This window comes from Streptococcus sp. oral taxon 058 str. F0407 (genome assembly GCF_000235485.1).
GTDB lineage: Bacteria > Bacillota > Bacilli > Lactobacillales > Streptococcaceae > Streptococcus.
The window spans coordinates 423,223-444,955 of record NZ_JH378888.1 but is presented as its reverse complement, the minus strand read 5'-3'; the positions used below and the strand labels follow the sequence as shown (position 1 = coordinate 444,955).

General features: G+C 41.5%; 18 protein-coding genes and 1 tRNA gene. 16 read left to right on the top strand and 3 right to left on the bottom strand.

Annotation, left to right across the window (positions count from 1 at the left end; translation table 11 throughout):
• The 13 genes from leuC (at position 1) to HMPREF9184_RS06580 (ending at position 15,837) form a co-directional block, all read left to right on the top strand.
• Complete coding sequence (gene leuC / locus HMPREF9184_RS06640) at positions 1–1,383, top strand: 3-isopropylmalate dehydratase large subunit (RefSeq protein ID WP_000907587.1); 1,383 nt, start codon at positions 1–3, stop codon at positions 1,381–1,383.
• A gap of 9 nt (positions 1,384–1,392) precedes the next feature.
• On the top strand, positions 1,393–1,986 hold the full coding sequence (leuD, locus tag HMPREF9184_RS06635) for a 3-isopropylmalate dehydratase small subunit (protein WP_000410628.1): 594 nt from the start codon (positions 1,393–1,395) through the stop codon (positions 1,984–1,986).
• Between the two features lie 25 nt (positions 1,987–2,011).
• Complete coding sequence (locus tag HMPREF9184_RS06630) at positions 2,012–2,791, top strand: L-threonylcarbamoyladenylate synthase (RefSeq protein ID WP_000160509.1); 780 nt, start codon at positions 2,012–2,014, stop codon at positions 2,789–2,791.
• Between the two features lie 716 nt (positions 2,792–3,507).
• Positions 3,508–4,824, top strand: a complete 1,317-nt coding sequence (locus HMPREF9184_RS06625) for an SPFH domain-containing protein (RefSeq protein ID WP_000522908.1) — start codon at positions 3,508–3,510, stop codon at positions 4,822–4,824.
• A gap of 48 nt (positions 4,825–4,872) precedes the next feature.
• Positions 4,873–5,958: a hypothetical protein gene (locus HMPREF9184_RS06620; RefSeq protein WP_000774771.1), complete on the top strand. Its 1,086-nt coding sequence runs from the start codon at positions 4,873–4,875 to the stop codon at positions 5,956–5,958.
• A gap of 10 nt (positions 5,959–5,968) precedes the next feature.
• Entirely contained in the window at positions 5,969–7,132 is a 1,164-nt protein-coding gene (locus HMPREF9184_RS06615; RefSeq protein WP_000976314.1) for a TPM domain-containing protein, read from the top strand.
• Positions 7,133–7,166: 34 nt separating this feature from the next.
• Positions 7,167–7,856 (top strand): hypothetical protein, encoded by a 690-nt coding sequence (locus HMPREF9184_RS06610; RefSeq protein WP_156790141.1) that lies wholly within the window; start codon positions 7,167–7,169, stop codon positions 7,854–7,856.
• Positions 7,857–8,133: 277 nt separating this feature from the next.
• The gene (locus HMPREF9184_RS06605; protein WP_000931146.1) at positions 8,134–9,120 is read left to right on the top strand and encodes a GMP reductase; all 987 of its coding nucleotides are present in this window, start codon (positions 8,134–8,136) and stop codon (positions 9,118–9,120) included.
• Between the two features lie 67 nt (positions 9,121–9,187).
• Positions 9,188–9,259, top strand: a tRNA-Arg gene (locus HMPREF9184_RS06600).
• A 173-nt stretch (positions 9,260–9,432) separates the two neighbouring features.
• Positions 9,433–10,131 (top strand): ribonuclease III, encoded by a 699-nt coding sequence (gene rnc / locus HMPREF9184_RS06595; protein WP_000661477.1) that lies wholly within the window; start codon positions 9,433–9,435, stop codon positions 10,129–10,131.
• Positions 10,122–13,661 carry a chromosome segregation protein SMC gene (gene smc, locus HMPREF9184_RS06590; RefSeq protein ID WP_000280900.1) on the top strand — a complete coding sequence of 1,180 codons (3,540 nt, stop codon included), beginning with the start codon at positions 10,122–10,124 and terminating at the stop codon, positions 13,659–13,661. The genes rnc and smc overlap by 10 nt, the downstream gene beginning before the upstream one ends.
• 144 nt (positions 13,662–13,805) lie before the next feature.
• Positions 13,806–14,732, top strand: coding sequence for a bifunctional riboflavin kinase/FAD synthetase (locus HMPREF9184_RS06585; RefSeq protein WP_000633647.1), 927 nt, complete (start codon positions 13,806–13,808; stop codon positions 14,730–14,732).
• A gap of 493 nt (positions 14,733–15,225) precedes the next feature.
• Entirely contained in the window at positions 15,226–15,837 is a 612-nt protein-coding gene (locus HMPREF9184_RS06580; RefSeq protein ID WP_001070710.1) for a tetratricopeptide repeat protein, read from the top strand.
• Between the two features lie 675 nt (positions 15,838–16,512).
• Here HMPREF9184_RS06580 and HMPREF9184_RS06575 read toward each other — a convergent pair.
• The 3 genes from HMPREF9184_RS06575 to HMPREF9184_RS10020 are packed head-to-tail and all read right to left on the bottom strand — an operon-like array spanning position 16,513 to position 18,368.
• Positions 16,513–17,334: a TIGR03943 family putative permease subunit gene (locus HMPREF9184_RS06575; RefSeq protein ID WP_000617745.1), complete on the bottom strand. Its 822-nt coding sequence runs from the start codon at positions 17,332–17,334 to the stop codon at positions 16,513–16,515.
• Entirely contained in the window at positions 17,331–18,236 is a 906-nt protein-coding gene (locus HMPREF9184_RS06570; RefSeq protein ID WP_000151873.1) for a permease, read from the bottom strand. The genes HMPREF9184_RS06575 and HMPREF9184_RS06570 overlap by 4 nt, the downstream gene beginning before the upstream one ends.
• Positions 18,237–18,368: an SPJ_0845 family protein gene (locus HMPREF9184_RS10020; protein WP_000268700.1), complete on the bottom strand. Its 132-nt coding sequence runs from the start codon at positions 18,366–18,368 to the stop codon at positions 18,237–18,239.
• A 136-nt stretch (positions 18,369–18,504) separates the two neighbouring features.
• Between HMPREF9184_RS10020 and HMPREF9184_RS06560 the strand changes: the two genes are divergently transcribed.
• Genes HMPREF9184_RS06560 through HMPREF9184_RS06550 form a run of 3 tightly spaced genes read left to right on the top strand, consistent with a single transcriptional unit; the run spans position 18,505 to position 21,396 of the window.
• Positions 18,505–20,634, top strand: a complete 2,130-nt coding sequence (locus HMPREF9184_RS06560) for a Tex family protein (RefSeq protein ID WP_000359159.1) — start codon at positions 18,505–18,507, stop codon at positions 20,632–20,634.
• Positions 20,621–21,064, top strand: a complete 444-nt coding sequence (locus HMPREF9184_RS06555; protein ID WP_001054534.1) for a SprT family protein — start codon at positions 20,621–20,623, stop codon at positions 21,062–21,064. Before HMPREF9184_RS06560 ends, HMPREF9184_RS06555 begins: the two co-directional genes overlap by 14 nt.
• Positions 21,065–21,123: 59 nt before the next feature.
• Positions 21,124–21,396 carry a PspC domain-containing protein gene (locus HMPREF9184_RS06550; protein WP_001092794.1) on the top strand — a complete coding sequence of 91 codons (273 nt, stop codon included), beginning with the start codon at positions 21,124–21,126 and terminating at the stop codon, positions 21,394–21,396.
• The last annotated feature ends 337 nt before the right edge of the window (positions 21,397–21,733 follow it).

The window sequence follows — 21,733 nt, the reverse complement described above, 5'->3', positions numbered from 1 at the left end:
ATGGCAGGAAAATCGATTTTTGATAAATTATGGGAACGCCATGTCATCACAGGAGAAGAGGGGCAGCCCCAACTCATGTATGTAGATCAACACTATATTCACGAGGTGACCAGTCCCCAAGCCTTTCAAGGATTACGAGACGCAGGTCGCAGATTGAGACGACCAGACTTGACGTTTGGAACCTTTGACCACAATGTCCCGACGGTCAATATCTATGATATTCGAGATGTGATTTCCAAGGCTCAAATTGATAAACTGGCTGAAAATGTTGAGGAGTTTGGGATTGAACATGCAGCTCACGGTTCTGAGAAGCAAGGGATTGTTCACATGGTTGGTCCAGAAACAGGACGGACCCAACCAGGAAAATTCATCGTTTGTGGGGATAGCCATACAGCAACTCATGGAGCCTTCGGAGCTATCGCCTTTGGGATTGGGACTAGTGAGGTGGAGCATGTCTTTGCTACCCAGACACTCTGGCAGGTCAAACCCAAGAAAATGCTGGTAGAATTCACTGGTGTTTCTCAAAAAGGAGTTTATTCCAAGGATTACATTCTCGCCTTGATTGCCAAGTACGGCGTTGCCTGTGGTGTTGGCTATGTGGTGGAATATCGTGGGGAAGCAGTTGATGCTTTGACCATGGAAGAGCGAATGACCATCTGCAATATGTCCATCGAGTTTGGCTCTAAGATGGGAATCATGAATCCAGATCAGAAGACTTATGACTATTTAAAGGGTCGCGAGTGTGTTCCCAAGAATTTTGATGTGGCAGTAGACGATTGGAAAAGACTGGTTAGTGATGATGATGCTGTCTATGATAAGGTTATCCAGATGGATGTCTCAGACTTGGCTCCTATGGTGACTTGGGGAACCAATCCTGCTATGGGGGTTGACTTTGACAGTAGCTTCCCAGAAATTAAGGATATGAATGATGAGCGAGCCTACAATTACATGAACTTGGAGCCTGGTCAAAAGCCAGCAGATATTGAACTAGGCTATATCTTTATTGGATCTTGTACAAATGCTCGTCTCAGCGATTTACAACTAGCTGCACGATTTGTCAAAGGAAAGAAAATTGCTCCTAACTTAACGGCTATCGTAGTACCAGGATCTCGTCCTGTGAAACGAGCTGCTGAGAAGTTGGGCTTGGACAAGGTTTTTCTGGATGCTGGTTTTGAGTGGAGAGATCCAGGTTGCTCCATGTGTCTGGGGATGAATCCTGACAAGGTTCCAGATGGTGTCCACTGCGCTTCAACCAGTAACCGAAACTTTGAAGATAGACAGGGATTTGGTGCTAAGACCCATCTCTGCAGTCCAGCCATGGCAGCGGCGGCAGCTATTGCAGGGCGTTTTGTAGATGTTCGGCAGATGCCAGAAGCCCAGTAAGGAGAGGATATGGAGAAATTTACAGTTTATACGGGAACGACCGTTCCTCTTATGAATGATAACATTGACACCGACCAAATACTCCCCAAGCAGTTTCTCAAGTTGATTGATAAGAAAGGCTTTGGTAAGTACCTCATGTATGCTTGGCGTTATTTAGACGACAAGTATACTGAAGATCCAGACTTTGTCTTTAACAGACCTGAATATCGAAAAGCTAGTATTCTCATCTCAGGGGACAACTTTGGCGCAGGATCGTCTAGGGAACACGCAGCTTGGGCTCTAACTGACTATGGTTTTAAAGTTGTGATTGCGGGATCTTTTGGGGATATTCATTACAATAATGAACTCAATAATGGTATGTTGCCTATTGTCCAGCCCAGAGAGGTTAGAGAGAAACTAGCCCAGTTGCAACCAAGCGATCAGGTAACCGTGGACTTGGAACAACAGAAAATCATCTCACCAGTTGGAGAATTCACTTTCGAAATCGATAGTGAATGGAAACACAAGCTTTTAAATGGTTTGGATGATATCGGTATTACGTTGCAGTATGAAGATTTGATTGCTGCCTATGAAAAACAACGTCCAGCCTACTGGCAGGATTAGAAAAAATAGAAAAGGAAATAGAACTATGACAAAACACATTCAATGGAACGGAACACTTTCACAAGAAGGCTATGACATTTTAAAAGGAGAGGGCGGTTGTATCGTTTGTCCAACCAAAGTTGGTTACATCATCATGACTAGCGATAAGGCAGGACTTGAACGCAAGTTTGAAGCCAAAGAGCGTAATCGCAACAAACCAGGAGTCGTCCTCTGTGGTAGTATGGATGAGCTTCGCGCTTTAGCACAACTCAATCCAGAAATTGAAGCCTTCTACCAAAAACATTGGGATGAAGATATTCTCCTTGGCTGTATCCTTCCATGGAAACCAGAAGCCTTTGAAAAACTCAAAGCATACGGTGATGGCCGTGAAGAACTTATGACTGACGTTCGTGGTACTAGCTGTTTTGTCATCAAGTTTGGTAAAGCTGGTGAACAGTTGGCTGCTAAACTGTGGGAAGAAGGTAAAATGGTCTATGCCTCATCAGCCAACCCATCTGGTAAAGGAAACCGAGGTAAGGTAGAAGGTATCGGAGAACGTATTGAAGGAGCAGTGGACCTTGTCATTGAAGCAGACGACTACGTGGCATCCATCCAGCCTGATAAAACGATTGAAACTCGCTATGAGCAAGGTGTGATGGTATCTATGGTTGATAAAGAGGGCAAACTCGTTCCAGAACAAGGAGGAGCCCGTTCAATCTCACCAGCTCCAGTTGTGATCCGTAAAGGACTTGACATTGATAAATTCATGATGCACTTGTCAGATACCTTTAACTCATGGGACTATCGTCAGGGCGAATATTATTAAGCTGAGTAGACCCTAAGCGGCTATCCTTTCACATGTTTTTATATATAGTGATTTCCGAGAATTAATTAGACATAATGGAAACAATTGTCTAAAAATTTCAAAAATTCAGTATAGGACATGCAAAATCCTAGAAAAAAAGGTAAAATAAAGATAGAAATTCGTAACTATTACATTTTAAAGTGAGTTTGAAGTAAGGCGGTTTATTAGTGGGATTTATCATTAGGAGACCCTGATTTACATAGATTACCATTTGCTTAATGTAACTCATAATATATAAAGACTAAGTGGCATTTGAGTGCTTAAAAGTCCAAGATACTGTTTAAGAGGATTTACGAGTAGTTTGTCTATTGAAAATAAGCTGATAGAACCTCACCATCATCATATAAATATTAGAATTATCCATTTAACGTCGTTCTTTCGCTTCCTACACTCTCCTTGTTAGCTTACTGAGAGTTGTAGCTGATGACAGCTAGAATTATACTGTAAGTGGCTCATTTAGACTCCCTTCGCATGTTTTGCTACTTGCAGTCGGGTCTAAGTGGGCTTTTTTGAGTTATAATTGATTAGTTGTTAACAATATTTTTAATAGTCGCTATGCATAGAATCGCTCATACCAGTAATCACAATGAATGGGAGGTGGAAAGGATTATTTAATAGAAAGGCGGTAGGCAAGTGAGTTATTAATGGCTCACTGATAAAAAGAAAAGAGGTACAATATGGGACTTATCAAAGCAGGTGCAGGAGCTGTAGGTGGGGTATTAGCCGATCAATGGAAAGAATTTTTCTATTGTGAGTCTATGGACAAATCTGTCATGGTTGTCAAGGGGCAAAAGCGGGTCTCTGGTCGATCATCCAATACTAAGGGCAGTGATAATATTATTTCCAATGGTTCAGGTATTGCGGTAGCTGATGGTCAGTGTATGATGATTGTTGAGCAAGGTAAGGTTGTAGAAGTTTGTGCCGAACCAGGTGAGTTCACTTATGATACATCTAGCGAACCAAGTATTTTTACAGGAAATCTTGGGGATTCTATCAAGGATACTTTCAAACAAATTGGTAAACGCTTCACTTATGGAGGCGATACTGGCAAAGATCAGCGTGTATATTATTTTAATACAAAAGAATTAGTTGATAATAAATTCGGTACACCAAACCCAATTCCATTTCGTGTGGTAGATTCTAAGATTGGTTTAGACCTTGACGTTTCTGTTCGTTGCTCAGGGGTTTATTCTTACAAGATTGTTGACCCACTTTTATTCTATACAAATGTTTGTGGAAATGTTGAAAGAGAGTATTTGCGTGAAGAAATTGACTCACAGTTGAAAACTGAATTTATCAGCGCCTTGCAACCTTCTTTTGCTAAGTTATCTGATATGGAATTGAGACCGAATCAAATTGTCAGCCACAATACAGAATTAGAAAATGCCCTCAATGAAACTCTCTCAGAAAAATGGGGTCAACTTCGTGGTCTTAAAGTCATTAGCATTGCACTCGGCTCTGTTACTCTCCCAGAAGAAGATGCCGAAATGATTAAGCAGGCTCAACGTACTGCTATTATGAAAGATCCGACTATGGCAGCCGCAACCTTGGTTGGAGCACAGGCAGATGCTATGAAGGCAGCCGCAAGTAATGAAGCAGGAGCTATGACTGGCTTTATGGGCTTTGGCATGGCAGCCAATGCAGGCGGTGGCATGAATGCACAAAATCTCTTTGCTATGGGACAAGAACAGGCTGCTAACCAAGCACAAACAGAAAATCAAGCACCACCAAGCACTCCGAATGTCAATAAGTGGATCTGTCCAAATGGCCATGAGGCTATGGGGAAGTTCTGCCCAGAGTGTGGCAGTCCGAAACCAGTGGACAATAGCTGGACTTGTTCATGTGGCACGGTAAATACAGGTAAATTCTGTTCAAATTGTGGCAGTCCAAAACCGATAGTTCATCAGGCAAAACATTGTAGTAACTGTGGTTGGACAGTTCCAGATTCTGGCCAGGCACCAAAATTCTGTCCTGAATGCGGGTCAACGTTTTAGAACAAGACAACTCTAGATTGGCTTAGTGTCGGGAGAGGAGATGATGACATGGCTGATAATTTAGAATACAAATGTCCTTGTTGCGGTGGAGCACTATCTTTTGACACCAAAATTCAGAAAATGAAGTGCCCTTATTGTGACTCTGAGTACGAAATGGAGAGTCTCAAGCACATGGACGAGCATTTGGATGAAGCCCAGTCTGTTTCAGAGCCATCTCTAGCAACGGATTCTGCTACAGAATGGCAAGAGGATGATGAACAGCTGAACGTCTTTATTTGCAATTCCTGTGGTGGACAATTGATTGCTGATGAAAATACTGCTGCGACAACTTGCCCTTATTGTGACAATCCAGTTGTTCTCAAGGAACGTCTGGTAGGTGATTTGAAACCAGAGTTGGTTATTCCGTTTAAACTGGATAAAAAAGCTGCCAGAGAAGCGCTTAACAAGCATCTTCTCGGCAAGCGTTTATTGCCAAAAATTTTTAAGGATCAGAACCATATTGATGAAGTAAAGGGTGTTTACGTACCATTTTGGTTATTTAATACAGAAGCGGATGCGGATATTAAGTACAAAGCAACTAGGATAACGACTTGGAGTGACAAAGATTACAATTACACCCAAACTGAATTTTACTCTGTCCTTCGTTCTGGTCAGTTAGCCTTTTCTCATCTACCTGTTGACGGTTCTAAAAGTATGGACAATACCTTGATGGAATCCATTGAACCTTTTGATGTTTCAAAAGCAGTTGACTTTCAAACAGCCTATTTAGCAGGTTATTTGGCCGAGCGTTATGATGTGACGGCAGAAGAAAGTATCACCCACGCTAATAAACGGGCTAAAAGGAGTACTGAAGATAGATTTGCGGAAACAGTTAAAGGCTTTACAATGGTAACTCCAGAAAGTAGCCATGTTGAGTTTAAAAATAGCAAAGCCAAGTATGTCCTTTATCCAGTCTGGTTGTTAAACACAACTTGGAATAATGAAAAGTACGTTTTTGCTATGAATGGTCAAACAGGAAAATTTGTAGGTAATCTTCCCTTGGATAAACGAGTCTACTGGCGCTATTTTATGACGATTGCAGCATTTACTTCTATTGTTTGCTATGGCATTGTTTGGTTGATTTATCTAATGTAAGGAGGAAGATATGATGAAAAAACTACTATCATTCCTTCTTGCGGTTTTTCTCGCTTTTACCTTGATTGGGATTGTGTCAGCTGACATGTCAAGTCAAACTTTAATTTATGATGAGGTCGGCCTCCTATCATCCAATGAGAAAAGCAAACTAGAAGAAGAAGCACAAGCTATTTACAAAGAGCATCAGTTCAAATCTTATCTGCTCATTGCTGACTCTTATGATGATGTAACTCAATATACAACGGATTTCTTCCAGAGAGGGAAGGAAGATGCTATTCTTCTGATAATAGGGAAGTCTAAAGATTATAGAACTATCTGCTACAAGGGAAAAGCAAAAGAGCTTCTGGGAGATTTTTGGGATACCTTTATCAAAGGAGTTTATCATAGCAATAGTAGTTGGTATGACAGTGCCCACCGTAGTTTGACTGCTATTGCTGCTAAGTTTGGACCCCTGAAGCGTCTCGTGGATGAAGCGGATTTACTGAGTGATGCAGAAGAAAAAGATTTATTAAGTAAACTTGATGAGATTAGTGAGCGGCAGAAATGTGACCTTGTTATTGTGACTGTCAAGGATCTGGGAGGGAAGACACCAGAAGCCTTTGCAGATGATTATTTTGACTATAATGGTTATGGTCAGGGTGAGGACCATAGTGGTTTATTGTTGTTGTTAAGTATGAAGGAACGGGATTGGCATATCACCACAACAGGTTATGCGATTCGAGCATTTACCGATGCAGGTTTAGAATATATGTCTGATCGCTTTGTTCCGAAACTAAGCAACGGAGAATATGAGCAAGCATTTAGCAGTTTTGCAGAACTGAGCGATAAGTTCTTAACGCAGGCTAAGACAGATAAACCTTATGACAAAGGGAATCTTCCTAAGGAACCGCTAAGTTGGATATGGGTCCCCCTATCTCTAGGTGTAGGTCTTGTCACAGCCTTTGTAGTTGTTTCAAGTATGGCTGGTCAACTCAAAAGTGTGGAGCCAGAGGTGGCAGCGACAAATTATATTGTAGAAAATAGTCTCACTGTCACTCAAGCAGAAGAAAAGTTTCTATATAAAACGGTTGATAAGGTGGCTCGTCCCAAAGAGAGTAAATCTTCTTCTGGAGGTAGCAGTACTCATACATCTTCATCAGGAAGAACTCACGGTGGTGCAGGAGGCAAGTTTTGATTAGAATAGACGAGTGAATGAGATAGACTTTCAAATGTTACTTATCACGCTTGGAGCTTGTGGAAAATCAGGTGGAAGAGCGGACGATGCCTTAGTGGGCAAATACGTGGCTGTTAGTGGAACGGCCATGGGAGTAACGCTCTCTGGTGATGATATGGCTGGTTTCAAACTCGAATTGATGAGTGGAGGCAAGGCGAAACTAAACGTAGAAGGAACAACTGCAGAAGGTAGATGGAAAAATGATGATAACACGTTAACTCTTACTATTGAAAATACTGATATGGTTGGCAAGCTTGGTAAGGATACGATTACATTTGAAAGCATCTTGAAAGAGCTTGTCGGAACTTCAATGGATGTGAAACTTGCAAAAGAAGGAACAGATGCAGCCAAACCTGAGAACTTCTTACCAGAAGAAGAGAAAGCTCTCTTAGGAGACTGGGTAGGCGCGTCTGTAGTGGATGTAATGGATGCAGACGCATCTGGAGAAATAGCACCAGATTCCTTGAAAGCAACTTTAAAGGCAGATCATACTTCTACAATCACCTATAAAGGAGAAGAAATTGCCACTCCTAAATGGAGTTATGTGACAGGCACCATTATATTTGACGGTAAGGTTGCTGGAAATGCGAGCCTATACAGTGAACAAAAAGATGGGGTCTTTAAAATAACTTATAGCGGAGACAAGTATTATACCTTTACAATGAAATCATCTAAAGGAGATTAGAATAATAAATAGACTAAATCAGTGCGGTGATGGTATAGAACTGTCATCGCACTTTTGGATTGGCTAAAGTAGTTATCAACTATAATTTACGAATCTAATGTTTTTTAGTGATTTTCAGAAGATTTTGATTATGATAAAAAACGAACGTTTTTAGAATATTTATTTTAAAAATTGACAAAAACTGTACTTTAGTTTATAATGAATTAAGGAAACGTCGTAAAAGACGTAGAGATGCGCAAGCATAGGTAGGTCATTACAAAAGAAACGAGACATCGATATGTTAAATGAATTTCCAATTTTTGATTACGAAGATATTCAGTTGATCCCAAACAAATGTGTCATTAAAAGCCGTGCAGAAGCAGATACGAGTGTCACACTTGGAAATCACACTTTTAAACTACCTGTAGTACCTGCAAATATGCAGACGATTTTGGATGAGGATGTTGCAGAGCAACTGGCTAAAGGCGGATACTTCTACATTATGCACCGTTTTGACGAGGCGGGGCGCATTCCTTTTATCAAACGCATGCACGATCAAGGGCTCATTGCTTCCATTTCTGTCGGTGTTAAGGACTACGAGTATGACTTTGTTAGCCAGCTCAAAGTTGATGCTCCTGAGTATATCACGATTGATATTGCCCATGGTCATGCAGACAGCGTGATTTCTATGATTCAGCACATCAAGAAAGAACTGCCAGATACTTTTGTCATTGCTGGAAATGTGGGAACACCAGAAGCTGTACGTGAATTGGAAAATGCTGGTGCGGATGCTACGAAGGTCGGAATCGGTCCTGGTAAGGTTTGTATCACCAAGGTCAAGACTGGTTTTGGTACAGGTGGTTGGCAGTTGGCAGCACTTCGCTGGTGTGCTAAGGCTGCGCGTAAACCGATTATTGCTGATGGAGGGATTCGTACACACGGTGACATTGCCAAGTCTATCCGTTTCGGTGCTAGCATGGTCATGATTGGTTCCCTATTTGCAGGGCATATCGAAAGTCCAGGAAAGACGATTGAAGTCGATGGCGAACAGTTCAAAGAATACTATGGTTCAGCTTCCCAATACCAAAAGGGTGCTTATAAAAATGTGGAAGGCAAACGCATCTTACTTCCTGCCAAAGGACATCTGCAAGATACCCTTACTGAGATGGAGCAAGATCTGCAAAGTGCAATCTCCTACGCAGGGGGACGCAAGGTTGCTGACCTCAAGCACGTTGATTATGTTATCGTGAAAAACTCTATCTGGAATGGTGATGCTTCCCACTAATAGACGCCTAGTCCATCCATAAAAAACTTGTTATTAGAGCAAATTTCTGTTATAATAAAACAAGTTTCCACCCTTAGTGTAATGGATATCACGTAAGATTCCGGTTCTTAAGATGGGGGTTCGATTCCCTCAGGGTGGATGTAAACAGCCTAAAAAAGCCTTTAAATAAGGCTTTTTTCTTTATATTGCCTCCAAAATTGGAAATTTTTTTTTCAAAAACTATCCCACTCTCCCCTAGTCCCATTTTAAAGTGACTCAGAGGGCTTTTTTTGTTATAATAGAAAGAATCGTAATTATTAGAAAGAGGTCAGTATGAAAGAATTACAAACTGTACTGAAGAAGCGTTTTGCAATCGAATTTGCAGACAAGAATTTGCTGGAAACGGCCTTTACTCATACGAGTTATGCCAATGAGCACCGCCTCTTAAAAATTTCACACAATGAGCGCTTGGAATTTTTAGGAGACGCTGTTCTGCAATTATTGATTTCAGAATATCTGTATAAAAAATATCCTAAGAAACCAGAGGGAGATTTGTCCAAACTCCGTGCCATGATTGTCCGTGAGGAGAGTTTGGCTGGTTTTGCGCGTGATTGTCAGTTTGATCAGTTTATCAAGCTGGGAAAAGGGGAAGAAAAGTCTGGTGGGCGCAATCGTGACACCATTCTCGGTGATGCTTTTGAAGCCTTTCTGGGAGCTTTGCTTTTAGACAAGGATGTTTCTAGGGTAAAAGAGTTTATCTATCAGGTCATGATTCCCAAGGTCGAAGCAGGTGACTTTGAAATGATTAAGGATTACAAGACTCATCTGCAAGAGTTGCTTCAGGTCAATGGGGATGTGGACATTCGCTACCAGGTTATCTCTGAGACAGGACCGGCTCATGATAAGGTTTTTGATGTAGAAGTTCTAGTTGAAGGCAAGAGTATCGGAAAAGGTCAAGGCCGTTCTAAAAAATTAGCAGAGCAAGAGGCTGCAAAAAATGCCGTTGAGAAGGGGCTGGATTCATGTATTTAAAGGAAATTGAGATTCAGGGATTCAAGTCCTTTGCTGACAAGACAAAAGTCGTCTTTGACCAAGGTGTGACAGCTGTCGTTGGGCCAAATGGATCTGGAAAATCAAATATCACAGAAAGTCTGCGATGGGCCTTGGGGGAGTCTAGTGTCAAAAGCCTTCGTGGTGGCAAGATGCCCGATGTCATTTTTGCTGGGACTGAAAGTCGTAAACCGCTCAATTATGCCTCTGTTGTCGTGACCTTGGATAATGAAGATGGCTTTATCAAGGATGCGGGACAAGAGATCAAGGTAGAACGCCATATCTATCGTAGTGGAGATAGTGAGTATCGAATTGATGGCAAGAAAGTTCGTCTACGTGATGTACATGACCTTTTCTTAGATACAGGTCTGGGACGGGATTCCTTCTCTATCATTTCTCAAGGGAAGGTTGAGGAGATTTTTAACTCCAAGCCTGAAGAACGCCGAGCTATTTTTGAAGAAGCAGCTGGAGTTCTGAAATACAAGACTCGTAGAAAAGAAACAGAAAGCAAGCTACAACAAACTCAAGATAATCTAGACCGTTTAGAGGATATTATCTACGAGTTGGACAATCAAATCAAGCCTCTTGCCAAACAAGCTGAGAATGCTCGTAAGTTTCTCGACCTGGATGGTCAACGCAAGGCCATTTACTTGGATGTACTGGTAGCCCAAATCAAGGAAAACAAGGCTGAACTAGAGCTGACTGAAGAAGAACTAACTCAGGTTCAGGAGCTTTTGACTAGTTATTATCAAAAGCGTGAAGAGTTAGAAGAAGAAAATCAAAGTCTTAAAAAGAAACGCCAAGATCTCCAAGCTCAAATGTCCAAAGACCAAGGAAGTTTGATGGATCTGACGAATCTGATAAGTGATTTAGAGCGAAAATTAGCCCTATCGAAGTTGGAATCTGAGCAAGTTGCTCTCAATCAACAAGAAGCACAAGCCCGTTTGGCATCTTTAGAAGATAAGAGAAAGACTCTAAGTACAGAGAAGGCGGAAAAAGAAGCGAAGCTAGCACAGTTAGAGGAAAATCTAGCTGAAAACAACAAGGAACTCAATCGTTTAGAGGCAGAATTGTTGGCTTTCTCAGACGATCCTGACCAGATGATCGAGCTCTTGCGTGAACGCTTTGTCGCTCTTTTACAAGAAGAAGCGGATGTCTCAAACCAACTGACCCGCATCGAGAATGAACTAGAGAACAGCCGTCAGCTATCTCAAAAACAAGCAGATCAACTTGAGAAATTGAAAAATCAACTGACTACAGCTAAAGAGAAGGCTAGTCAGCAAGAGACCGAGCTTGAAACTGCCAAGGAGCAGGTTCAGAAATTATTGGCGGACTACCAAGCTAGTGCCAAGGAGCAAGAGGAACAGAAAGTTTCTTACCAAGCCCAGCAGAGCCAACTATTTGACCGTCTGGATAGTCTCAAAAACAAGCAGGCTAGAGCTCAGAGTTTAGAGAATATCCTTAGAAATCATAGTAACTTTTATGCGGGTGTTAAGAGTGTTCTCCAAGAAAAAGACCGCTTAGGTGGAATTATTGGCGCAGTCAGTGAGCATTTGACTTTTGATGTGCATTACCAAACTGCCCTAGAAATTGCGCTTGGAGCAAGCAGTCAGCACATCATCGTAGAAGATGAGAACGCAGCGACTAAGGCTATTGATTTCCTCAAGCGCAACAGAGCTGGTCGTGCAACCTTCCTTCCTTTGTCGACGATCAAGGCTCGTACGATTTCCAGTCAGAATCAAGATGCTATCGCATCAAGTCCAGGCTTCCTTGGAATGGCTGATGAGTTGGTTACTTTTGATACTAGACTAGAAGCCATTTTCAAGAACTTGCTAGCTACGACGGCTATCTTTGATACTGTAGAACATGCGCGTGCCGCAGCTCGCCAAGTTCGTTACCAGGTTCGTATGGTGACACTGGATGGGACAGAGTTGCGCACAGGTGGTTCCTACGCGGGTGGTGCCAATCGCCAGAATAATAGTATTTTCATCAAGCCAGAGCTGGAGCAATTACAAAAAGAAATTGCTGAAGAAGAAGCAAGCCTGCGTTCAGAAGAAGCGAGTTTGAAGACTTTGCAAGATGAGATGGCATTATTAACAGAAAGATTAGAAGCTATCAAATCTCAGGGTGAGCAAGCTCGTATTCAGGAGCAAGGCTTGTACCTTGCTTATCAACAAACCAATCAGCAGGTCGAAGAACTGGAAACTCTTTGGAAACTTCAAGCAGAGGAATTAAATCGTCTTTCTGAAGGAGATTGGCAAGCGGATAAGGAAAAATGCCAAGAGCGCCTTTCTACTATCGCAAGTGAAAAGCAAAATCTAGAAGCTGAGATTGAAGAGATTAAGTCTAATAAAAACGCTATTCAAGAACGCTATCAAAACTTGCAGGAACAAGTAGCGCAAGCACGCTTGCTTAAGTCAGAACTGCAAGGACAAAAGCGGTACGAAGTGACTGATATTGAACGCCTAGGTAAGGAACTGGATAATCTGGATATCGAACAAGAGGAAATCCAGCGTCTCCTCCAAGAAAAGGTTGATAATCTTGAGAAAGTTGATACGGATTTGTTAAGTCAACAGGCGGAAGAGGCCAAAACTCAGAAAACAAACCTCCGGCAAGGTTTGATTCGCAAGCAGTTTGAGTTGGATGATATCGAAGGCCAGCTGGATGATATTGCCAGCCATTTGGACCAGGCTCGTCAGCAGAATGAGGAGTGGATTCGCAAACAAACACGTGCTGAAGCCAAGAAAGAGAAGATCAGCGAACGCTTGCGCTATCTACAAGCTCAATTAACTGATCAGTACCAGATCAGTTACACTGAGGCTCTCGAAAAAGCGCATGTGTTGGAAAATCTCAATCTAGCAGAGCAAGAGGTTAAAGATCTTGAGAAGGCTATTCGCTCACTGGGTCCAGTCAATTTGGATGCTATTGAACAGTACGAAGAAGTCCACAACCGTTTGGATTTCCTAAATAGCCAACGAGATGATATTTTGTCTGCGAAAAACCTGCTCCTTGAGACCATCACAGAGATGAATGATGAGGTTAAGGAACGCTTCAAATCAACCTTTGAAGCGATTCGTGAGTCCTTTAAAGTGACCTTTAGACAGATGTTTGGCGGAGGTCAGGCAGATTTGATATTAACTGAGGGCGACCTTTTAACAGCTGGGGTTGAGATTTCTGTTCAACCACCAGGTAAGAAAATCCAGTCTCTCAACCTCATGAGTGGTGGTGAAAAAGCCCTATCGGCTCTGGCCTTGTTATTCTCTATCATTCGAGTCAAGACTATTCCATTTGTTATCTTGGATGAGGTAGAGGCGGCGCTAGACGAAGCAAATGTTAAACGTTTTGGGGATTACCTCAATCGCTTTGACAAGGATAGTCAGTTTATCGTCGTGACCCACCGTAAGGGGACCATGGCGGCAGCGGATTCTATCTATGGAGTTACCATGCAAGAATCAGGTGTGTCTAAAATTGTTTCGGTTAAGTTAAAAGACTTGGAAGAAACAGTAGACTAGTTACCAAACGATAGCATCTCTTAGGAGGTGCTATTTTTTAAAAATGAATACCTTAAATTGTCTATCAAGGTCAGTTCAGGCGCAAAAAACGACATTTGGGATTTCCTCTTAGCGAAAAGACAGGCTCTATGATATAATAGTTTCATGATTACAACAGTACCTATTAAGAACGAAAAAGATATTGCAGTACCGGGTAAAACAGTCCTTGTACTAGGTTATTTCGATGGCATCCACAGGGGGCATCAGAAACTTTTTGAAGTGGCCAGCAAGGCTTCGATGAAGGATTATCTGCCAGTTGTCGTGATGACCTTTACAGAGTCGCCAAAACTTGCCTTACAACCTTACCAACCTGAGCTCATGCTCCACATCGTCAATCATGATGAACGGGAGCACAAGATGAAGTGGCACGGTGTAGAGGCTCTTTTCTTACTGGATTTTAGTAGCAAGTTTGCCAGCTTAACAGGGCAAGAATTCTTTGATACCTATGTTAGAGCTTTAAAACCAGCTGTCATTGTGGCAGGATTTGATTATACGTTTGGTTCAGATAAGAAAACTGCGGATGACCTGAAGGATTATTTTGATGGAGAGATTATCATTGTTCCTCCGGTCGAGGACGAAAAGGGCAAGATTAGTTCTACGCGAATCCGACAAGCTATCCTTGATGGTGATGTGAGGGAGGCAGGTCACTTGCTCGGAACACCTCTCCCTTCTCGTGGGATGGTCGTTCACGGAAATGCTCGTGGGCGTACTATCGGTTATCCAACAGCCAATCTAGTCCTAAGAGATCGAACTTATATGCCAGCAGACGGTGTTTACGTAGTCGATGTAGAAGTACAACGTCAGAGATATCGTGGCATGGCAAGCGTTGGGAAAAATGTTACTTTCGATGGAGAAGAGCCACGTTTTGAAGTCAATATTTTTGACTTTTCTGACGATATTTACGGTGAGACAGTCATGGTCTACTGGCTGGACCGTGTCCGAGATATGGTTAAATTTGACTCCGTAGAGGAACTGGTAGACCAACTCCAAAAAGACGAAGAGATTGCTCGGAATTGGAAGGGTGGAAAGTAGGTAGAAAAGCAGTAGCAAAATAGTTTTGGTGAAAATGTATGAACCTAACAGAGGCTAACGTGTAAGATTCCTGATTATATTGATCCTATTTGTCATCCAATGAAAGCGAGGAAGGGTATGATTTTTTAGAAACTGAAAGATTGTTGTTATGTAATATCTAGGAAAAAGATTTAGATATTCTGTATGACTACCGGAATAATCAGCTCTGTTCCCGTCATTAAAGAGGTCAAACAAAGGATAGGGAGGGCTTAATAAAGCTAATAGCAGAAAGAAAAAATGGAAAGATTTCTGTAGAAGAAGTGTTTATTATGGTTATAGCTTTAAGAGAGAGTGATAAAATGGCAGAGGAAGTGGTCGTTATGCTCAAAGAAAATGTAATCTTTATGGGGTATACTATTTCCTACAAGCATCACAGAAAAGGTTTCGCATATGAGATGCTGTCAGCTCTGATTGCTTTCTTACATGTATTTTGATAAAAATTTCGAGGGAAAAAATGAATCAAGCATGGGAATTATTGTTTGAGGGCAAGATTGAAGAAGCTAAAACATTAGTTGAAGCTGACTTTTTATTGGAAACTTGCACAGATTTTAGTTTATTAAATTTGATGGGCTATATCTACCTTGAAGAGCAAAATTATAAGGAGTGCTTAAGTATCTACCAGTCTTATATTGACTTAGCCCGAACTAAAAGTGATCAAGAAAATGAACATGTTGGTTATCATCAGTTAGCGATGGTTTACCGAGAAATGGGTCATTTTCAAAAAGCTCTACTCTATATCGATCAGGAAATGCAAATTATAAAAGAATATTTTCCCAATGATGCTTTGAAATTTTCTGTTAACAACTATGAACAAGGCTACCTTCGTTTAAAGTTGGGAAATCTAAAAGAGGCAGAAAGCTATATGCAAGAATCCCTAGATTTTGCTTTGACAACCGAGGACTTCATTGCCCAAGCCTGTTCCTATAGAGGGATGGGAGAGATTTATCTGAAGCAAAATTCAAATAAATCACGAGATTATTTTTATCAATCTATTCAACTCTTTGAAAAAGCTGAGGATAAAATTGGAGCAGACGGGGTAAGAGCCTTATTACAAAATGAGAAGTAGTCCAACTGAGCTGAAGAAAAACAGTAAAAAGCGGAGTTTCATGGCGCAGAAAAGAGGCTAGTTCATAATTTCAACAGTTGGAAGTTATGAACTAGCCTCAAAATTTTAACAGAAAAAATCCAGTTATGGGACTTAGTGCATTTATATTATGCCTTCATTTTACAGAAACCGAAAGTAAATAACTATTTTTAATATAAAATTTTGCGTTTTATCATATTTTTTTGAAAAAAGCTAGTAATTTGACTGAAAAAATTTGCAATTCTCCACAAGAAAATATATAATATAGTTGAGATGGAAAAACGTTTTTCAAAAGGAGGTGCACATTATGTTCTTAGGATTCTACTTCCGTTTGTGGTTCAGCATTTGGTGGCGTTAATAGAGGTTAGTGGTTGTTAAATTAAACTCAAATAGCTTTATGCCAGTAAGAAACTGAAATATTCAGTTTAATATGAGTTTTATTTTTCTAGTAAATCAACGTTTTCTATCACAACTCTATTGCAGTTAAGCTATGATATGTGATAATTGTCAACCCTATCTTGTTAACATTTTTATGGTCTCGAGAAATCTTATTTCTTGGGACTTTTTCTATTGCTTGAAAGGTTGTCTGTTGATTTTGTTGAACTAGGAGAACAAAAAAGACAAACTACTTTAAAAAGTAATTTGTCTGTTGTCGGGTTACTTTTGAAACACACGATAGACGTAAGGATTTTCTGGTTTGTCTACTTTTGTGAAACTCTCCACTTCCAGTGTTGGGAGTTTTTGTTTGAGTTCTTTATGGTAGTGGAGGGTCAGGGTTCCTCTAGCGGTAATCCAGGTGTTGTCAGGATACTGGCGTGAGTTTCCCTTGGTCAAGAGTCCATATACACCAGAGTCAGCGATACAGTGAATAATCCCAAAGCGAAAGAGGAACTGGCTATCTGGATGACTGGGATCGTTATAGACAAAGCCTGTAAACTCGATTTTCTTTCCTTCAAACTCTTGTGGATAATCATAGAGAACTTCCATGAATTCCATATAGTTTTCGTCTGTGACTTGAATGATTGACAGGGAGAGGTATTTATCAGCTGTAGTCCGCATTTCCTTTTCATAAGCAGACTTGGAAAAATAGGTACTGGTATCGGGTTTGAGGTATTGACTGGATGTGCCTTCGTTTGCCTGAATAGCTGTATCGATTCCCTCAGCAAGCGGGAAATGATAGCCTTTGGCAGATACGGTTCTCGAGTCCAAACTTACCGTCGGAAAGGCAATTCCAATCAAGAGAGGTAGAGACAGTAAAAGGATACTGATTTGTCTAGTTCGCCGACTTTCCATATGGCTGTGAGAGTTAATTTTCTTGATCCAGATATAGAATTGGACCAGAGCCAACAGAAGAGAAAGGATCATGGAGATATAGACTAGATAGGAATAGTGGAGGTTAATGTAGTGGCTAAGCTTGCCAGATAGCTGCAGATAAAGGGTCAGAGCAAAATAGCCCAGTAGAATGAAAAATCGGATCATAGCATCACTCCTATCGTGTAAGAATAAAGCAAGACAAGCAGAGTCACGATGCCCATGAATTGCCAGATGAAGCGCGCTTTGAGATAGTGTTTCATCATGAGGAGATTTTTGATATCAAGCATGGGGCCAATGACCAGAAAAGCAAGGACTGGCGCAAGGCCGAAGCTCGAGAGGAGAGAAGCTCCTATAAAGGCGTCCGCCTCGCTACAAAGGGAAAGGAGAAAGGCAAGAAACATGAGCAAGAGAATCGCAAGGACTGGACTAGAGCTGATAGAGGTCAGGATCCGAGTCGGGACATAGACCTGCACGATAGCAGCAAAGAGACAACCAAAGACCAAGTAACGACCCATATCGAAAAACTCATCAATAGCTTGTATAAAGACCTGAAAGACCTTTCTAGCAGGAGTTAAGTGTGAAAAGTCATGTTCGTGACAAGTGATAGGATTCTCTTTTTGAATGGGTTCCTTCCAGAAAAATCCTAGGAAAATCCCAAACACCAAAGCAATCACAATAGCTCCCAGCGCTCGCAAGAAGGCAAGCTTTATTGAATTGCCAAAGGCAGAGTAAGTAGCGAAAAGAACGATAGGATTGATAATGGGAGCAGTCACCAGAAAGGGAACCGCTGTGTAGCTGGGCACCTTTTTTTCCAGAAAACGATTGATGATGGGAACGATTCCACACTCGCAAGAGGGAAAGAGAAAGCTGATGAAGGTACCAAAAAAAATCCTCCCCCAACGATTGCGAGGGAGAAATTCAGTGACTTTATCAGGCGTGATATAGACTTCAATACAGCCTGAAATGAGGCTCCCAATCAGAACAAAAGGAAGGGCTTCGATTATGATGGAGAGAAAAATAGCCCCTGCTTGTAATACACTAGGAGGAAGAGATTGGAAAATCGTCATCTATTTTTTCTTCTCAACTTTTTCTTTTTTATCTTTGCCATCTGGAAAAGTGACCTGTGTTAAGTCAGGAAGTTTGGCAAATTCTTCAAACATCTTGTCCAAGTCATCAGTTTTCGTAAATTTAACAGCCATGGGCCTACCTCTTTTCTAAATTCTACCTCTATTATACTATTATTTTACGGAAAAGGGATTATTTTTATTTTGAGAATTAAAGAGGTAAAAACAGATAAGGTGAAACAAGCCTTGTCCCTTATGGTATAATAGGTTTATGGATAAAAAATATGAAAAAATCTCCCAAGATTTGGGTGTAACGTTAAAGCAAATCGATACTGTTCTAAGTTTGACGGCAGAAGGGGCGACGATTCCCTTCATCGCACGTTACCGCAAGGACATGACTGGTAGTCTGGATGAAGTGGCGATTAAGGCCATTATCGACTTGGATAAAAGCCTGACTAATCTCAATGAGCGTAAAGAAGCTGTCTTGGCTAAGATTCAAGAACAAGGCAAGCTAACTAAGGAATTGGAAGAAGCTATCTTGGTAGCTGAGAAATTAGCAGACGTAGAAGAACTTTATCTTCCTTACAAGGAAAATCGTCGAACTAAGGCAACCATTGCCCGTGAAGCTGGACTCTTCCCTCTCGCACGCTTGATTTTGCAAAACGTAGCTGACTTAGAGAAAGAGGCTGAGAAATTTGTCTGTGAAGGATTTGCGACTGGTCAAGAAACCTTAGCTGGAGCAGTTGATATCTTGGTAGAAGCCTTATCGGAAGATGTCAATCTACGTGCTATGACCTATCAGGAAGTGCTGAGACACTCTAAAATCACCTCGCAAGTCAAGGATGAGAGTCTTGATGAAAAACAAGTTTTTCAGATTTATTATGATTTCTCTGAGACTGTTGGGAACATGCAGGGCTATCGAACCTTGGCCCTCAACCGTGGGGAAAAACTTGGCATACTGAAGGTTGGTTTTGAACATGCAACGGATCGTATTCTAGCTTTCTTTGCTGCTCGTTTCAAGGTGAAGAACGCCTATATTGATGAAGTTATCCAGCAATCTGTTAAGAAAAAAGTCTTGCCTGCTATCGAGCGCCGCATTCGGACAGAATTGACTGAGAAAGCGGAAGAAGGGGCTATCCAACTCTTTTCGGACAATCTGCGCAATCTCCTCTTGGTTGCTCCACTGAAAGGGCGCGTGGTTTTAGGATTTGACCCTGCCTTTCGTACAGGTGCCAAGCTGGCTGTCGTTGATGCGACGGGGAAAATGCTGACGACTCAAGTCATTTATCCCGTTAAACCAGCCTCTGCTCGTCAGATTGAAGAAGCCAAGCGAGACTTGGCTGACTTGATTGGTCAGTACGGCGTAGAAATTATCGCCATCGGAAACGGAACGGCCAGTCGTGAAAGTGAAGCCTTTGTGGCGGAAGTTCTTAAAAATTTTCCAGAGGTCAGCTATGTTATCGTCAATGAAAGTGGCGCTTCGGTCTACTCTGCCAGCGAGCTTGCTCGTCAGGAATTCCCAGACTTAACCGTTGAAAAACGCTCGGCTATCTCTATCGCCCGTCGTTTACAAGACCCACTTGCGGAGTTGGTCAAAATTGATCCTAAGTCAATCGGTGTCGGTCAATACCAACACGATGTCAGTCAGAAGAAACTATCTGAGAGTCTGGATTTTGTTGTCGATACGGTGGTCAACCAAGTCGGTGTCAATGTCAACACAGCCAGCCCAGCTCTTCTTTCCCACGTAGCTGGACTCAATAAAACCATTTCTGAAAATATCGTCAAATACCGTGAGGAAGAAGGAAAAATCACTTCACGCGCTCAAATCAAGAAGGTTCCTCGGCTCGGTGCCAAAGCCTTTGAGCAGGCTGCTGGTTTCCTCCGTATTCCTGAAAGTAGCAATATCCTCGATAATACAGGAGTTCACCCAGAGAACTATGCTGCTGTCAAGGAACTCTTCAAACGCTTGGATATCAAGGACTTAAATGAAGAAGTCCAAAATAAGCTGAAGTCCCTTTCAGTCAAGGAAATGGCGCAAGAGCTAGAACTTGGACCGGAAACCCTCAAAGATATTATTGCAGATCTACTCAAACCAGGTCGTGATTTCCGTGACTCTTTTGATGCTCCAGTACTCCGTCAAGATGTCCTAGATATCAAGGACTTAGTTGTTGGTCAGAAGCTGGAAGGTGTGGTACGGAATGTCGTTGACTTCGGTGCCTTCGTTGATATCGGGATTCATGAGGACGGCTTGATTCATATTTCGCATATGAGCCGTAAATTTATCAAACATCCCAGCCAAGTGGTGTCAGTTGGGGATTTGGTAACGGTTTGGGTTAAGAAAATCGATACTGAACGTGAAAAAGTCAATCTGTCGCTCTTAGCTCCAGATGAATCTGACTGAGTACGTTAAGTCTGTTTCCCTAGAAGACTTTGGTAGACCTTTCACGCACCAAGCCCAGTGGAATTCTCGTCTGCGAACGACAGGTGGCCGATTTTTCCCAAAGGATGGGCATTTGGATTTTAATCCCAAGGTTTATAACGAACTAGGTTTGGAAGTCTTTCGCAAAATCGTGCGCCATGAACTCTGTCACTATCACCTTTATTTTCAAAAGAAGGGTTATCGCCACAAGGACCGAGATTTTAAGGAACTTTTGAAAGAAGTGGATGGACTGCGCTTTGTTCCCCCTTTGAAAGCCCAAAGTACCTACCTAGTCTATCAGTGCCAATCTTGCCAGCAAAGTTATCAGCGTAAGAGAAGGATTGATACCAAGCGCTATCGCTGTGGCGTCTGCCGAGGTAAACTCGTCATCTTAAATCAGCCTAAGGACTGATGTTGATAGTTCTGATTCATGCTATACTACTTGTAAGAATACCGAAAGAGGAAACAATCATGAATACAAAATTTTATAAAATGAGACGAAATCGTATGGTATCAGGAGTTTTAGCGGGTCTATCAGACAAGTGGAATTTTGATGTAACCCTAGTTCGCTTTCTCTTCGCAATTTTTACCATATCAAATTTTGGAGTTGGTGTGATAATTTACATCATCCTCGCCTCAATCCTGCCAACTAAGGAAGAAATCGAAGCAGAAATGTACGGAACAGGACCACGAAAAATCAAAGAAGCTCAACCAATCAATGATGATGATGGCTGGTTTTGGTGAGTCGAATTTGGAAATAGTTTATAGATAATTTCTTCGTTTCTCAAGGAAATTAGAAAAAGAAGTGAATTTTAACCCTTGTATTTTCAAGGGTTTTCTTCTTGTATTTCTTTTATGGTAAAATATTGATAGCGAAATTGCTTGATATTCTTCAATCTTACAAAAATGTAAGATTAAAGTCTCTTTTGTAAGGTTAGGTTATGGCAAGCCGTCTTTTTTTGCGATAAACTAGACTCATAAAGAACAAAGGAGTAATAACATGAAACAAATCTTACAAAAGAAAAGAAGAAAACCAAGTCAAAAAGATATCGAGCGTGTTCAACTAGGATGCGCTATGATG

Bases quoted from the DNA above. Each gene is read 5' to 3' on its own strand.
- leuC (WP_000907587.1), top strand. From the start codon at position 1: ATGGCAGGAAAATCGATTTTTGATAAATTATGGGAACGCCATGTCATC.
- leuD (WP_000410628.1), top strand. From the start codon at position 1,393: ATGGAGAAATTTACAGTTTATACGGGAACGACCGTTCCTCTTATGAAT.
- HMPREF9184_RS06630 (WP_000160509.1), top strand. From the start codon at position 2,012: ATGACAAAACACATTCAATGGAACGGAACACTTTCACAAGAAGGCTAT.
- HMPREF9184_RS06625 (WP_000522908.1), top strand. From the start codon at position 3,508: ATGGGACTTATCAAAGCAGGTGCAGGAGCTGTAGGTGGGGTATTAGCC.
- HMPREF9184_RS06620 (WP_000774771.1), top strand. From the start codon at position 4,873: ATGGCTGATAATTTAGAATACAAATGTCCTTGTTGCGGTGGAGCACTA.
- HMPREF9184_RS06615 (WP_000976314.1), top strand. From the start codon at position 5,969: ATGATGAAAAAACTACTATCATTCCTTCTTGCGGTTTTTCTCGCTTTT.
- HMPREF9184_RS06610 (WP_156790141.1), top strand. From the start codon at position 7,167: ATGTTACTTATCACGCTTGGAGCTTGTGGAAAATCAGGTGGAAGAGCG.
- HMPREF9184_RS06605 (WP_000931146.1), top strand. From the start codon at position 8,134: ATGTTAAATGAATTTCCAATTTTTGATTACGAAGATATTCAGTTGATC.
- rnc (WP_000661477.1), top strand. From the start codon at position 9,433: ATGAAAGAATTACAAACTGTACTGAAGAAGCGTTTTGCAATCGAATTT.
- smc (WP_000280900.1), top strand. From the start codon at position 10,122: ATGTATTTAAAGGAAATTGAGATTCAGGGATTCAAGTCCTTTGCTGAC.
- HMPREF9184_RS06585 (WP_000633647.1), top strand. From the start codon at position 13,806: ATGATTACAACAGTACCTATTAAGAACGAAAAAGATATTGCAGTACCG.
- HMPREF9184_RS06580 (WP_001070710.1), top strand. From the start codon at position 15,226: ATGAATCAAGCATGGGAATTATTGTTTGAGGGCAAGATTGAAGAAGCT.
- HMPREF9184_RS06575 (WP_000617745.1), bottom strand. From the start codon at position 17,334: ATGATCCGATTTTTCATTCTACTGGGCTATTTTGCTCTGACCCTTTAT.
- HMPREF9184_RS06570 (WP_000151873.1), bottom strand. From the start codon at position 18,236: ATGACGATTTTCCAATCTCTTCCTCCTAGTGTATTACAAGCAGGGGCT.
- HMPREF9184_RS10020 (WP_000268700.1), bottom strand. From the start codon at position 18,368: ATGGCTGTTAAATTTACGAAAACTGATGACTTGGACAAGATGTTTGAA.
- HMPREF9184_RS06560 (WP_000359159.1), top strand. From the start codon at position 18,505: ATGGATAAAAAATATGAAAAAATCTCCCAAGATTTGGGTGTAACGTTA.
- HMPREF9184_RS06555 (WP_001054534.1), top strand. From the start codon at position 20,621: ATGAATCTGACTGAGTACGTTAAGTCTGTTTCCCTAGAAGACTTTGGT.
- HMPREF9184_RS06550 (WP_001092794.1), top strand. From the start codon at position 21,124: ATGAATACAAAATTTTATAAAATGAGACGAAATCGTATGGTATCAGGA.